The 14,158-nt window shown below is 44.9% G+C and carries 12 protein-coding genes; 3 read left to right on the forward strand and 9 right to left on the reverse strand.

All coding sequences use genetic code 11. The features are described from left to right. Nucleotides 1-37: 37 nt before the first annotated feature. Nucleotides 38-646 carry a riboflavin synthase subunit alpha gene (locus ABXT60_RS07990; RefSeq protein WP_443629628.1) on the forward strand — a complete coding sequence of 203 codons (609 nt, stop codon included), beginning with the start codon at nt 38-40 and terminating at the stop codon, nt 644-646. A gap of 6 nt (nt 647-652) precedes the next feature. On the opposite strand, the gene hemH is transcribed toward ABXT60_RS07990, so the two are convergent. The 9 genes from hemH to ABXT60_RS08035 form a co-directional block, all read right to left on the reverse strand. Then, the gene (gene hemH / locus ABXT60_RS07995) at nt 653-1,663 is read right to left on the reverse strand and encodes a ferrochelatase (protein ID WP_443629629.1); all 1,011 of its coding nucleotides are present in this window, start codon (nt 1,661-1,663) and stop codon (nt 653-655) included. A 118-nt stretch (nt 1,664-1,781) separates the two neighbouring features. After that, nucleotides 1,782-4,421 carry an aminopeptidase N gene (pepN, locus tag ABXT60_RS08000; RefSeq protein ID WP_443629630.1) on the reverse strand — a complete coding sequence of 880 codons (2,640 nt, stop codon included), beginning with the start codon at nt 4,419-4,421 and terminating at the stop codon, nt 1,782-1,784. Further along, nucleotides 4,418-5,260, reverse strand: a complete 843-nt coding sequence (locus ABXT60_RS08005) for a DUF2797 domain-containing protein (protein WP_443629631.1) — start codon at nt 5,258-5,260, stop codon at nt 4,418-4,420. The genes pepN and ABXT60_RS08005 overlap by 4 nt, the downstream gene beginning before the upstream one ends. A 2-nt stretch (nt 5,261-5,262) precedes the next feature. Then, nucleotides 5,263-5,514 carry a YeaC family protein gene (locus ABXT60_RS08010; protein WP_443629632.1) on the reverse strand — a complete coding sequence of 84 codons (252 nt, stop codon included), beginning with the start codon at nt 5,512-5,514 and terminating at the stop codon, nt 5,263-5,265. Between the two features lie 69 nt (nt 5,515-5,583). Further along, nucleotides 5,584-6,471 carry a rhomboid family intramembrane serine protease gene (locus ABXT60_RS08015; protein WP_443629633.1) on the reverse strand — a complete coding sequence of 296 codons (888 nt, stop codon included), beginning with the start codon at nt 6,469-6,471 and terminating at the stop codon, nt 5,584-5,586. Next, entirely contained in the window at nt 6,468-7,373 is a 906-nt protein-coding gene (locus ABXT60_RS08020; RefSeq protein ID WP_443629634.1) for an NAD(+) kinase, read from the reverse strand. Before ABXT60_RS08020 ends, ABXT60_RS08015 begins: the two co-directional genes overlap by 4 nt. Nucleotides 7,374-7,406: 33 nt before the next feature. Next, complete coding sequence (locus ABXT60_RS08025; RefSeq protein WP_443629635.1) at nt 7,407-7,856, reverse strand: Rsd/AlgQ family anti-sigma factor; 450 nt, start codon at nt 7,854-7,856, stop codon at nt 7,407-7,409. Between the two features lie 89 nt (nt 7,857-7,945). After that, nucleotides 7,946-8,500, reverse strand: coding sequence for a hypothetical protein (locus ABXT60_RS08030; RefSeq protein WP_443629636.1), 555 nt, complete (start codon nt 8,498-8,500; stop codon nt 7,946-7,948). Between the two features lie 208 nt (nt 8,501-8,708). Continuing rightward, complete coding sequence (locus ABXT60_RS08035; RefSeq protein WP_443629637.1) at nt 8,709-10,307, reverse strand: isocitrate lyase; 1,599 nt, start codon at nt 10,305-10,307, stop codon at nt 8,709-8,711. Nucleotides 10,308-10,616: 309 nt separating this feature from the next. On the opposite strand from ABXT60_RS08035, the gene ABXT60_RS08040 reads away from it, so the two are divergent. Then, nucleotides 10,617-11,561, forward strand: a complete 945-nt coding sequence (locus tag ABXT60_RS08040) for a LysR family transcriptional regulator (RefSeq protein WP_443629638.1) — start codon at nt 10,617-10,619, stop codon at nt 11,559-11,561. A 224-nt stretch (nt 11,562-11,785) separates the two neighbouring features. Beyond that, nucleotides 11,786-13,966: a malate synthase G gene (locus ABXT60_RS08045; protein WP_443629639.1), complete on the forward strand. Its 2,181-nt coding sequence runs from the start codon at nt 11,786-11,788 to the stop codon at nt 13,964-13,966. Nucleotides 13,967-14,158 lie beyond the last annotated feature (192 nt).

The following is a 14,158-nucleotide window of genomic DNA, read 5'->3' on the forward strand; positions in this document are numbered from 1 at the left end:
TTTTTCCACTACCGCTCTAATAACTATCAGGTAAATCATGTTCACTGGTATCGTCCAAGGCCAAGGCCAAATTAAATCCATTACTAAAGGCAACAATCAACGCAGCTTTGTCATTACCCTACCCAAAGCTATTAGCCTTGACGTAGCCATTGGTGCCAGCATTGCTATTAATGGCACCTGCCTAACAGTAACCGCTCAAAGCCTTAACCACTTTAGTTTTGACGTTATTGGCCAAACCTTAAAGCTAACCAACTTAGGCCGGCTAAATCAAGGCGACTATGTGAATGTAGAGCGCTCACTAAAATATGGCGACGAAATAGGTGGCCATATTATTTCTGGGCATGTTTCTGTGGCATTAGCTATCAGCCGAATCGATCACCAAGAAGACAATACAAGCTTATGGTTTAATTTACCTGATGCTCACAAAAAACACGTCTTACCCCAGGGCTTTATTGGCCTTAATGGCTGCAGTCTCACCATAGGCGCCGTTACCGAGTCAGAATTCTGCGTCTGCCTTATCCCAGAGACATTGCGTGTCACAGGTTTTGGCAAAGCCAATGTGGGCACTTGGGTGAACATGGAAATTGATCACCAAACACAAACCATTGTAGCCACGGTAGAGCGAGTGTTAGCTGCCAAAGGCTAGCACACGCTAGACATCCCACCCCTGCGTATGCTGTTTAATAAGCTTGGTGAATAAGCTTATATGTTCTTCACTATCGTTTAAGCATGGGATGTAACCATAGGTTTCACCACCACTTTCCATAAAATAGGCTCTATTTTCTTCATCAATTTCTTCAATCGTTTCTAAACAGTCTGCACTAAATGCTGGAGCGATAATATGGACATTTTTAATCCCTTTGCCAGGTAGCTCTTTAAGTGTTAAATCAGTATACGGTTGCAACCATTCAGCAGGGCCAAAGCGACTTTGAAAGGTCGTCATGACATCTTCATCTTTTAAGTTTAAGTGTTCTTTAACAAGGCGCGTCGTCGCACGACAAAAACAGTGATACGGGTCACCTTTATCTAGGTACGCCTTTGGAATACCATGATAGCTAAACACTGTTAATTCAGGTTCACCGTGTTGCTCACGAAATGCTTTAATACTGTTTGCCAGCGCTTTAATGTAAAGGTCATCCTGGTAGTATTCGTTAATAAACCGTACTTCAGGAATCCAGCGCCACTTAGTAAGCACTTGCGCTACCTTGTCAAATGTACTTGCCGTAGTGGCCGCACAGTATTGTGGATACATCGGAAAAATTAAGATCTTACGCACGCCTTGGTCTCGCATCGCAATGAGCTGACTCTCGATGCTTGGATTGCCATAACGCATCGCTAGCCGAACTACCAAATTAGGTAATGATTTGGCCAGCGCCGCATGTTGCCTCTTAGCAATGTCATAAAGTGGACTACCGTTGTCTGTCCAAACCGTCTTATATGCTTTAGCACTTTTTGCTGGGCGGGTATTGAGGATAATTCCATTAAGAATAATTTGCCAAATCAGCTTGGGTGTTTCGATTACTCTGGGGTCACTTAAGAACTCTTTAAGGTAGGGCCGCAATGCTTTTTTAGTGGGAGCATCAGGTGTTCCAAGGTTGGTAATAAGCACACCTACCTTAGCCTCCATGCCATGTTCATAATCTTTTTCACCTACATATTTCATTACTGCTCTCCTACCTTCTCAAAAACCCATACCTACCCTGTTTGCAATACAGGGTGGCACAACATTTTAGGTGCTTGCCTAGGCAATGCACCCTTGTTTTGAGACTGATGTTGATTTGTTAACTTACTGACAAAGCCTTACTGACTATTTCATACACATCATTACTAAGATCAGCTTTACTAAGGCGCTGCAGCTGTGCCTGCATTAATTGCTGACGCCCAACAGTGTGACGTTTAAAGCGGCCTAACGGTTTAGCTAGATTTGCCGCTATCATAGGGTTGATGGGATCTAAACGTAACACCATATCGGCAACAAATTCATAACCACTGCCATCGGCTGAATGAAAATTAATGGCACTGCGAATAAAGCCGCCCACCACACTGCGCACCTTATTAGGGTTACGGATGTCAAACGCCTCATGCTGCAGTAGTGCTTGCACATGAGGCAAGCGGCCCACGAGGTTGGCCCCAGACTGCATGGCAAACCATTGGTCAACCACCTGAGCATCGCCCTGCCAGCTTTGATAAAACTCAGCTAACAGTGGCGTTGCTAAACGCCCATCTTCTTGGCTAATCAAGATGGTTAAAGCCGCTCCAACATCTGTCATATTAGCATTTAACGCATACTGATCTTGAGCCATGGTTTGATACTGGGGTTTACCTAATGTATTGAGGTAGGCCAAGCAGGTATTCTTCAAGGCTCGTTGACCTATGGCCTTGGCCGTTTGCCTAAACAAGCCCGTATCATGGCAGCGCTGATAACAAGCCAAAAGTTCACTTTCTAAGGCCAGCGCAATAGCACAGCGCATTGCTTCACGACCCGTGTGAATTAGATCCACATCAACCGTACTTTGCATTTCCGCCAAATAGGCTTCACTAGGCAGTTGCACGAGTTTGGCAACCATAGCCGGATCCAAATCTTCATCCACCAGACTACTGCGTAACATTGCCTCCAGAGTATGCTCTAGCTGCACATTAGCAGCTTGTGACATAGCCTGTTCCATGGCTTCAATCAACAAACGCTGGCAAGCCTCCCAACGGCAAAAACCGTCTTGGTCTTGGCTTGCAAGAAATAATAATTGCTCTTGGGTGTAGGCATAATCCAATTTAACTGGCGCAGAAAAGCCACGCAGTAATGAGGGTGTTGGGTGCTGCAAAACTGCTTCAAAAGTGAACGTTTGCTGAGCCTGAGTAATATTTAGCACACTACTTTTTTCGTGCACAAGATCAGCCCCTCTTAACTTTAAAGGCATCTCCTTACCATTGGCATCTAACAAGGCCATGCGAAACGGCAAATGGAATGGTAGCTTTTCTTCACACTCTGCTGTTGCAGGTGTGGACTGGCCTATGGTGAGGCTATATTCTTTATTAACCGGATCATAAGTGTCAGTCACCGTTAACGTAGGCGTACCAGCCTGACTATACCAGCGTTTAAATTGACTCAGATCGATATTGCTGGCGTCACTCATGGCCGCTATAAAATCATCAGTAGTCACTGCCTGGCCATCATGTCGATCGAAATACAGATCACTGCCCTTACGGAATAATTCGTCCCCAAGCAAGGTGTGAATCATCCCCACTACTTCTGCACCTTTTTCATATACAGTCACAGAATAAAAGTTATTAATCTCCATATAGGAGGCAGGCCTAATAGGGTGAGCCATTGGCCCAGCGTCTTCAGCAAACTGGTGGGTGCGTAAAAGGGTGACATCATCAATACGCTTAACCGCAGCCGAGTAGGTGTCTGCGGTATACTGGGCATCACGGTAAACCGTAAAGCCTTCTTTTAAGCTCAGCTGAAACCAATCGCGACAGGTCACACGATTACCAGACCAGTTATGGAAATATTCATGGGCAACAATGCCCTCTATCCGTTCGAACATGGCATCACTGCTAGTCGCTGGGTCTGCTAATACACAATCTGAATTGAAAATATTGAGGCCTTTGTTTTCCATGGCACCCATGTTGAAATCATCTACTGCAACGATCATAAACAAGTCTAGATCATACTCACGGCCATACACCTGCTCGTCCCACAACATAGAGCGTTTCAGAGACGCTAACGCATGATCACACTTATGGCTATTATGCGCTTCTACAAATATTTGTAAGTCTACCTTCCTGCCAGACATGGTAGTAAATTCTTCGTCTTGACGCACCAAATTGCCAGCAACCATAGCAAATAAATAGGCTGGCTTTGGGAACGGATCATGCCAAACAGCAAAATGCTCACCGTTTTCTAAATCACCTTGATCTATGGGGTTACCATTGGCTAGTAATATGGGGTAACTTTCTTTATTCGCACTGATACGGGTCGTGAACACAGACAAGGCATCAGGCCGGTCTAGGTAATAGGTTATATTCCGAAAACCCTCAGCTTCACACTGGGTACAGTACATACCACCCGACTTATAAAGCCCCTCTAAAGTGGTATTCAATTGTGGTTGAATTAAACACTCTGTGGTTAGCTCAAAGACCTCTGGGCAGTGATGAATTGATAGGACCGCAGCCTCTAGGTCGTAATTTGAGGCATCAAGAATGAGGCCATCCATCATCACCTCTTGGAGCTTAATGTCTTTACTACCCTGTAATACAAGTTCTGACGAAACCTCCTTAGAGGCAGGGTTACGGCGCACTTTTAAACGTGCAACAACCGAGGTATATTCATCACCTATACGGATATCAAGGTCTGTCGTTTCGATGATAAAGGATGGCACCTGATAGTCTTTTAGGTAGATTACTTGAGCGTTTTTAGTCATGAGCTGAATTGCACCAAATAGGATGAATATTTGCGGACATTAATCACCGCAGTGTCAAAAATAAGATATTGGCCCTTAATTCCCATCAATTTACCTTCTAAAACAGGCTCTTTGTCAAGGTTATGGGAATTGATTTTTTCTGGGTACTGCATTACTGGGTAGCGCATACTGATGGGTGCTGTGTCTAACCATTGGTAATCTTGGTGGCTTAGCCCACCTAATAATACCTCTAAATCTGCCTCTGACTCATTCAATAATAGGTCTGCTGCTTGGGCCATATTAATCGTTTGTGCATCACTTTGTAGCAGTTTTCTCCAGTTAGTTTTATCAGCTACGTAATTCTTAAGCACGGACTCAACCTGCCCAGACAATTTTCGAGTGGCCACTTGCATAATAGGCATCGCTTGGCACGCTCCCTGATCTAGCCAACGAGTAGGCATTTGGTTAGCCCGAGTAATACCCACCTTAAGGCCAGAAGAATTTGCCAAATATACAATATGAGGCTGCATGCAAAACGCTTGGCCCCACGCCTCGTCGCGGCAGGTGCCTACGTCAAAGTGGCAACGTTCTGGGCTCATAATACATAGGTCACATTGGGGTAATTTTTGCATACAAGGAAAACAAAATCCTTGGCTGTAACTTTTTTTAGTTTTGCGGCCACAGTGGCTGCAATTAATTTGCCCTAAATGTTCCAACCGAATTGTTTGGCCTATTAACGCATTAAGGTTTAGCTCTTGGTCTCCCAAAGTAAGGGTGTATTGCACTTGAGCTTGCGGCACAGAGTCAATATGGGTCGTCAGCTTTGCAAGATGCCCAGTAAGCAGGTGAGGTGTATGCATAATTAATGTATTTTAATGACTTGTTCGTCAGTTTTATTGGGCGCAGAGCTAGAAGCGCACTGATCTGGCATGTACCCGGAGTGTTGCTGGGAATCGAGTTTCATAGACTGGTAACATAAAATAGCTTCCATACAGGAGGCTTTTTGGTCTTTAGTCAGCACCCTGCCGTCTGGCCACTTGCCAATTTCAATAGCAGTCTTCAAACTTAGGTATATTTCGGGTGTTAGTTGGGAAATAAGTTGATTATATTCCATCCGCCAAACCTCTTAGCTAAAACTTGGAGCCAAATAATAGCATGAATGATGATACTCACCGACTCTTTTTTAGGCATTGCTGGAACGAATGCGCCATAAAAGGGTATGCATAAACCCCCATGCAACTCCTGCTACCAGACCACCTATATGAGCCATATTAGCCATATCGCCAAAGCCAAGCGCTGGGAACAAACCACTTATTCCCAAAAGTAGCCATAACAACATAAAGATCAAAATGTTTTGAGGCAGATGATACCGAACAGGATTATAACGATCCATCACCCATATGTACCCTAGCAGACCATAAATAACACCAGACAAACCACCAAATAAACTGGCCACTTGCCATGCTTGCGCCACATTAGCAGCAACACTGGTGAACAATAACAACGCCACTAAGAGCAGCCGTGATTGACACTCTATGCGCCGCCCTAAATCTAACCACCACAGCACATTAAAAACCAAATGTAACCAACCAAAATGCAGCAGCATTGGGCTAATCAAGCGCCACGGTTGCAGCCACAGGTGATCAAACCCAGTCACAAGGTACGCTTGAGTGTCTAACACTAAAGGAAAGAAGCTAAACCAAGCAACTGCTTCTAACTGACTACCCAATTGAGAAAAAAGCGCCACCAATAGCGTACTTATAAGCACCATAAGCGTAATCGGGGTTGACTTAAACCACGCCTTAACCCCATTGGTAGATAGTACTTTGTCAGCCATAACAAATGAGTTTAACAGACCTGCAGAAGCCGAGCCTGCCTTCTCGTCTGCAGCAATACCCTGCTCCACCTGTTGCATGAGCGCTTGAGCCAAGCTGTAATGCTGCGAATCCTGCAACCATAATTGTTGTTCACCAGTAACAAAACGCACCCGATGAGGCACTTTGTGTCGCCATAATGTTTGGGTTACCAGAGTGAGATCTGCATTAGCAGAAAATTTTTGCAAAAGAATCATTGGCCATCATCACTAGCACGGGCATGCCATCCTAACTTGCTGCGGCAGCGGTCATAAAAGTGGTGCCCTAAAGGATGTAATACTTTAAGTTGCGCCTCATGGCGTTGTATATGCACCCGATCACCCGGTTCACACACTATATGCACTTGCCCATCACAACTTATAATTGCTTGTGTACTGTTATCTTCACCGATAAGAATTTCCAGTTCTGCATTTGCAGCTACCACCAGAGGCCGGCTACTGAGGTTATGCGGGTTCATGGGGACAAGAGCAATGGCATCTAACCCAGGGTGCATAATGGGACCACCAGCTGAGAGTGCATAGGCGGTAGACCCTGTTGGAGTGGCTATAATTAAGCCATCAGCACGATCAAAATAAACCGCAGTGCCATCGATTGATAAATCATACGCCAACATTCTTGCCGATTTACCAGGGTGTAGTACGATGTCATTCAGACCGCTACCACGGCCTACTTCTTCACCATTGCGCAACACATGAGCAGACAGCATAAAGCGATTGCTGGTTTCAAAGCTGCCCGCTAATACAGCCTCAAGAGAAACCTCCACCTGATCAGGTGCAATGTCGGTTAGAAAACCTAATTTACCCCGGTTAATACCAATCACCGCTACGCCATAAGTGGCCATAACACGCGCTGCAGACAGCATACTTCCGTCACCGCCAACTACAATTACCAGATCACACTGTTGGCCTAAAAAATGACGATCACCAGTGCCATAAGTAGCGCTAGTGAGCTGTTCTTTATTAAGGGAGTCAACTATCCGTTCATCTACCCAGACGGCGCATTGACAACGATTAAGGCACTTTATTACCCGATGCAGAGTTTCTATGACTGCAGGGCTATGCAACCTTCCAATAAGACCCACTTGTTTAAATTGTGTCACAAACCCCCCTTCAAAAATGAGACTAGTGGCAAACTAAGGTAAGGTTTCTTGAACCCAGCCCATGAGTTCATCTTCATGATTAAAACGCTCACTAAGCACCTCTCCCAGTAGCGATAAACGGCCATTAAAGTGGCCAATATCTTGAATCGAAAGTTTTTCAACAGCACCATATTCGTCATCAAAAATAATAATTTTATCTGTTGTATCGTGGATTTTTTGCAGAAGGACATTGGCAACATCAAGGCGCTGAGCATTGTGTTCGGATATATGCCGAAGCAGTTGTTCATAGACGTTAAAATGACCACGGGAACTGTAATCCACCATAGCCTCACAAAAGGTGTGCAACATCTGCACCACGTTATCAGACACACTCATCTGCGGCAAAGCTACAAACTGAGTTAATAACGCTTGCCGTTCGATTAACCAGGCATCAATCACAGCGTCAAACCCTTTGGCCAAGGCATGCTTTTGTTCCTGCATCATCCAACAATCCCCAAGAAATATCTTAACATGAATAAAAGGGTACCTTGTTCCTCATAGTTGAACAAGGGCCGCCTATGTAGTTTTAAAATTTAGAGGATACCTAAGAGGGAGGCATCAATATCTGCATCGTAATAAGCCATGCCTAATTTATTTAAATACTCTAGACGGTCTGCTTTCATTAGACTGATATTAGGAGTTTCAAAGTCATTTTGTACGTAAATGCCTGCTAAAAACGCCATGAATTGCTCGCCCTCTTTAACTAATAACAGGCTTGCTGCGCCAACGTCTGGTTTAACTTTACTATTCAAGGCTTCTGGCAGATTCACTTTGATTACAGCGGGTAGTTCTGTGCCTTCAATTCTTACGCTGCGGTTTCTAATGGCCTGCTGCGCCCAGTAATAAGCCAGCTCTTTACTTTGTGTTAAAAACACAGGCTCAACAGATTCAGTGTAATAATTACCAATGGTTGCCATGGTTTTTTTGGCAGCAGCTTTTAAGGCTTGGTCACCAGAACGCTTCAAACCATGTTCTTTAATTGAGTCGATTAGCGCTGATGAAGTGCCGTGATACCATGTGTTACTGGCAGCAAACCCTTGTTTGGTCAATAAATATTTAGAATCTTGAAGGAAAGTCGGTGTGGTCATATTCAAAATCACTTAATTAGCTTGCAGTAGAATGCTACTTTAATTCTAACGTATAAAGCTGTTGCTGTGTTACCAAAGGCGTTAGAAATTTCCCATAAAAAAAGGGAAGTGTATAACTTCCCTTTTATTGGTAAAAGACTATCAGAAAACTACCATGTGATCTTTCTGATGTTAATAAGATATTGTTTTATATATCTTTTTAATCTCTTTAACCGAACTGATTCGACGTGTTGTTAGCGCCGCCAGCTTTAAGAGCGTTTTCACCAGCAAAGTATTCTTTGTGGTCATCACCCATGTCTGAACCAGACATGTTTTGATGTTTAACACATGCGATACCTTGACGAATCTCTTCACGCTGAACCTTCTTAACGTAACCCAGCATGGCTTGCTCACCAAAGTACTCTTTCGCTAGGTTGTCTACAGACAACGCAGTAGTGTGGTACGTCGGTAGCGTGATCAAGTGGTGGAATACATTCGCTTCTCGTGCAGTATCAGCCTGGAAAGTACGAATACGTTCATCCGCTACAGCACCTAGTTTAGTTTCATCGTACTCGGCGCTCATTAGGTTAGCACGCTCGTATGCAGAAACATCGTTACCAGCTTCAACCATTGCGTCGTAAGCCTGCTGACGGAAGTTTAGCGTCCAGTTAAAAGAGGGAGAGTTGTTGTAAACCAACTTAGCATCTGGGTGTACTTTGCGAACATCGTCCATCATGCCTTTGATTTCGTGTACTGTTGGTACAGCAGTCTCAATCCAAAGAAGGTCAGCACCGGCGTTAATCGCACCGATACAGTCAAATACACAGCGCTCATGGCCAGTACCCTGACGGAACTGGTATAGACCAGAAGGTAGGCGCTTAGGACGTACTAGCTTGCCACCACGGTTAAAGACAACATCTCCTTCAGCCATGTCTGCTACGTCGATTTCTTCAACATCTAGATAAGAGTTGTAGGTATCTCCCGCATCGCCAGGCTCATTTACAACCGCAATTTCTTTGGTAAGACCCGCACCTTCAGAGTCAGTCCGTGCAACGATCAAACCATTGTCAACACCTAGCTCAAGGAAAGCGTAACGCAGGGCACGTATCTTAGCGTGGAAGTCAACGTGAGGAACAGTTACTTTACCGTCCTGGTGACCACACTGCTTTTCATCAGCAACTTGATTTTCTATCTGTAGTGCACAGGCACCGGCTTCAATCATCTGCTTAGCCATTAGGTAAGTCGCTTCAGCGTTACCGAAACCAGCATCGATATCAGCAACGATTGGCACAACGTGCGTAACGTGATTATCGATCTGATGTTGAATTTTAGCTTCTTCAGCAAAATTACCCGCTTCACGTGCAGCATCGAGTGCGCGGAATAGACCGCCTAGTTCGCGAGCGTCAGCTTGGCGTAGGAAAGTGTAAAGCTCTTCAACCAAGCTAGCTACAGAAGTTTTTTCATGCATAGACTGGTCAGGAAGAGGACCGAAATCAGAGCGCAGAGCTGCAACCATCCAACCAGAAAGGTATAAGTAACGACGGTCAGTTTTACCACCGAAGTGCTTTTTGATAGAAATCAGTTTCTGCTGACCTACAAAGCCGTGCCAGCAGCCCAAGGACTGAGTGTACTTAGTTTTGTCATTATCAAACACAGCCATGTCAGCGCGCATAATGCCAGCGGTATACTTGGCTATGTCTAACCCAGTTTTAAAGCGGTTTTGGGCTTTCATTCGCGCTGCAGATTCTGGGTTAATGGCATCCCAAGCACTGCCCTGGGCAGCCTTCAGATTAGCAACAGCTTGAATATCGTCTTGGTATTGAGACATGACATTTCCTTGGTTTGTGAGGTTATTATTAGACTATAAAACGAGGCAATACAGTGGTGGCGTATTTACTCTTTAGACAAGCATCTTAGAACGGTATAGAGGGTTATAATAGCCACCAAACGTTATGCCTATTATTCATCAAACAAATAGCAAAGTGGAACGCATACACAGATAACGCAAAAGCCTCGACAGATTGACCTTCTCATGACATAATTTCTCATATCTATGGCGTGAAACTTTACTATTATAAAAACAAATAACCCCTGAGTGTCTAACGATTAGGCAGACTTGACCTTAACGGAGTTGAATATGAGCATTGATCGCGTTGACCTTAATTTATTGGTTTATTTGGACGCCCTGTTAAAAGAGCGTAACGTTACTAAAGCTGCCAACCAACTCGGCTTAAGCCAACCAGCTATGAGTAATGGTTTAAGGCGCTTGCGAGAAGTGTTTGAAGACCCATTACTTATCCGCACCAGTGACGGCATGACGCCAACAGAAAGAGCTCTGGGGCTTCAATCAACGATACGCGAAGTATTGGCCACTATCGACAAGGCAGTGCAGCCACAAGCTGCATTTGATGCGCTCACCTCTACGCGCGTATTTCGCATTATGGCGAGCGACTATTCAGAGCCAACACTGATACCTCCTTTGGTAGAGCGCTTACGCCAAGAGGCGCCGGGTGTTAGCATCGACATTATGACACCCTCAGACGTGGACTTTTACGACGTAGAACAAGGTAAAGTTGACCTAGTGATTAACCGCTTTGATTCTATGCCACAATCGTTTCACCAAAAAATTCTCTGGCGCGATCAGTTTATCTGCCTCATGAATAAACATAATCCAATGGCTCAAGATTTCACCTTAGAAAACTACCTAAAAGCCCATCACATATGGGTAAGTAAGACGGGCATGGGTGCTGGGGTGGGTATGAACCCTAAAGATGTACAACGTCGTGGCTGGGTAGACGACGCTTTATCTGAACTTGGAAAGACGCGCAATATTCGCGTCTTCACTCGCCACTACCAAGCCGCTGTACAACTAGCTAACCAAAAAGACCTCATTGTTACCCTGCCACGCAAAGCCACACTAGAAACCATGAATAATAATGATCTAGTCATGTTAGATCCGCCCTTTCCCATCCCAGAAATGACTCTAACAATGGCTTGGAGCCCACTACTGCAGCACAATCCCGCCCATCGCTGGATTCGCGGACTGATTACAGAAGTTGCGCGAGAAATAGACGAGGCTTAAAAACCCTTGTCATGGTGCTAGTTACTTCACAAAAAAGCCCAAAGGCTAAGGGTTATAACAAGATAAACGAGCCATTCCCATACCGAATAACCAATATATTCCTTTACGACAAAAGTCTACCTAGTCATTCGTGTTGTTTCCTATACATTCCTTTTGTTTCCTATATAATAATTTTCTTACTTTAAGAAATATTTATCATTAACAAGCACCATAGGAGCTTTAGTATGAATGGGCACTTAAACGCCAGAATCGGTAACGCCAACCTGTCAATTGATACTCAACTATACACCATGGTTGAACAAGAAATTTTGCCAGGCCTAAACCTCAGTAGCGACCAAGTTTGGCAGGCTATGGCCACCTTGCTTGACGAGTTCCAATCCCGCAACCAAGCCTTGTTAAACACCCGTGAAGAGCTTCAAACTGCGTTAGACGAATGGCATGTTAACAATCCTTCACCAGACCCGGTTAAATACAAAGCAATGCTGCAGGATATTGGCTACTTGCTGCCTTCACCTGAACAGGTTGAGGTGACGACTAGTAACGTAGATATTGAAATAAGCACAGTGGCTGGCCCTCAGCTTGTAGTGCCTATTAATAATGCACGCTATGCCCTCAACGCTGCCAATGCTCGCTGGGGCAGCCTATATGACGCACTTTATGGCACTGACGCATTGACCAGTGAAACCGCAGCGAAAGGCTACGATAGTCAACGTGGTGCTCTGGTTATTTCTTTTGCCAAAGAACTACTCGATAACCATCTGCCCCTGCTTCAGGCCAGCCATGGACAGGTGACCCAGTATGGCATCGAAGATGGTCAGTTAACGTGTCTGTTAGACAATGGGCACTTTGCCCAATTGGCAGATTCTACCCAATTTATGGGCTACCAAGGCGATGCTGTAGCGCCTAAAACCATTTTATTAAAGCACAATAATCTTCACCTTGAACTCCACATAGACCGCGAACACATTATTGGTGCTGACGACCTAGCTGGCGTTAAAGACATCGTTATGGAAGCAGCCGTCTCTACGATTATGGACTGTGAAGACTCAGTAACAGCGGTAGACGCAGAAGACAAGGTTATCGTATATCGCAATTGGTTAGGCCTTATGAAAGGTGACCTAGCTATAGATTTACAAAAGAAGGGTAAAACCATTACTCGCACATTAAATGGTGATCGTCATTATGTAGGCCCAAAAGGTGACCGCTTTAGTTTGCATGGCCGTAGTTTGTTGTTCATTCGTAACGTTGGCCATTTAATGACTAATGACGCCATCTTGAACAGCCAAGGCGAAGAAACACCAGAAGGCATCATGGATGGCTTTATTACTAGCCTTTGTGCCTTACACGACATACGTGGCGTTTCGGCTAAAGGTAATAGCCGTGCTGGTAGCATTTATATTGTAAAACCTAAAATGCACGGGCCAGAAGAAGTGGCCTTTACCTGTGACCTATTTAGCCGTATAGAAGAATTATTAGCGTTACCCAAGAATACCCTTAAAGTGGGCATCATGGATGAAGAACGCCGCACTAGCGTAAACTTAAAAGCCTGCATTGGGGCTGCTAGTGAGCGAGTAGCGTTTATTAACACTGGATTTTTAGACCGCACAGGTGATGAAATTCACACGTCAATGAGGGCTGGTGTCATGTTGCCTAAAGGCATCATGAAACAACAGGCGTGGATTGCAGCCTACGAAGGTAACAATGTTGAAACAGGGTTAGCATGTGGCCTGCAAGGCCGTGCTCAAATTGGTAAGGGTATGTGGGCTAAGCCAGACTGCATGGCAGAAATGATGGCCACCAAGTTAGAACACCCTCTGTCTGGTGCGACAACCGCATGGGTTCCCTCACCTACCGCAGCAGTGCTACACGCATTACATTACCATCAGGTTTTGGTGCAAGATCGCCAAAAAGAATTAACTAATGCAGCCCAAACAATAAAAGTAGAGCAAGACGACTTACTTGCTATTCCTCTTTTGGGTGACCATAGCCTGAGCGAAGATGACATAACTCGCGAGTTGGACAATAACTGCCAAGGGCTATTAGGCTACGTGATTCGCTGGGTAGAAAGTGGGGTGGGCTGCTCTAAAGTGGCCGATATTAATCAAGTGGGCTTGATGGAAGATCGTGCCACCTTAAGAATTTCTTCACAATCTTTAGCCAACTGGTTAGCGCATGGTTTTGTCACTAAACCCATGGTAATGGACAGCTTAAAGCGCATGGCAGCTTTAGTTGACGAGCAAAACGCGGGGGACCCTACTTACAGGAACATGGCGCCAGATTTTGACTCTAGCGTTGGTTTCCAGGCAGCCTGTGAACTCGTTTTTGAAGGCACAGCTCAGCCTAGTGGTTATACCGAACCTGTGCTGCACAGGCGTCGTAAAGAAGCTAAGCGGGTGTTCGGTTAATCCGAACCCACGGCTTCATTTTGTAAAACATGTAGTTTAGGTTTACCCTGCGGTCATCCCCACGATTACTGCAGGGTAAAATAACATGGTATCTCCTACCCTGTGCCGCCTCATTAACAGCGACCTTGTAGCCACTTAAGCTAACACAACAGTAATAAAAGCATCCGCAATACAAGCCTCTCCTCACCAATA

It is taken from the genome of Candidatus Njordibacter sp. Uisw_056 (assembly GCF_047730085.1).
Classification (GTDB): domain Bacteria; phylum Pseudomonadota; class Gammaproteobacteria; order Pseudomonadales; family Balneatricaceae; genus Njordibacter.

Bases quoted from the DNA above. Each gene is read 5' to 3' on its own strand.
- ABXT60_RS08025 (WP_443629635.1), bottom strand. From the start codon at position 7,856: ATGATGCAGGAACAAAAGCATGCCTTGGCCAAAGGGTTTGACGCTGTG.
- ABXT60_RS08040 (WP_443629638.1), top strand. From the start codon at position 10,617: ATGAGCATTGATCGCGTTGACCTTAATTTATTGGTTTATTTGGACGCC.
- ABXT60_RS08010 (WP_443629632.1), bottom strand. From the start codon at position 5,514: ATGGAATATAATCAACTTATTTCCCAACTAACACCCGAAATATACCTA.
- ABXT60_RS08045 (WP_443629639.1), top strand. From the start codon at position 11,786: ATGAATGGGCACTTAAACGCCAGAATCGGTAACGCCAACCTGTCAATT.
- ABXT60_RS08005 (WP_443629631.1), bottom strand. From the start codon at position 5,260: ATGCATACACCTCACCTGCTTACTGGGCATCTTGCAAAGCTGACGACC.
- ABXT60_RS08035 (WP_443629637.1), bottom strand. From the start codon at position 10,307: ATGTCTCAATACCAAGACGATATTCAAGCTGTTGCTAATCTGAAGGCT.
- ABXT60_RS08030 (WP_443629636.1), bottom strand. From the start codon at position 8,500: ATGACCACACCGACTTTCCTTCAAGATTCTAAATATTTATTGACCAAA.
- ABXT60_RS08015 (WP_443629633.1), bottom strand. From the start codon at position 6,471: ATGATTCTTTTGCAAAAATTTTCTGCTAATGCAGATCTCACTCTGGTA.
- hemH (WP_443629629.1), bottom strand. From the start codon at position 1,663: ATGAAATATGTAGGTGAAAAAGATTATGAACATGGCATGGAGGCTAAG.
- pepN (WP_443629630.1), bottom strand. From the start codon at position 4,421: ATGACTAAAAACGCTCAAGTAATCTACCTAAAAGACTATCAGGTGCCA.
- ABXT60_RS07990 (WP_443629628.1), top strand. From the start codon at position 38: ATGTTCACTGGTATCGTCCAAGGCCAAGGCCAAATTAAATCCATTACT.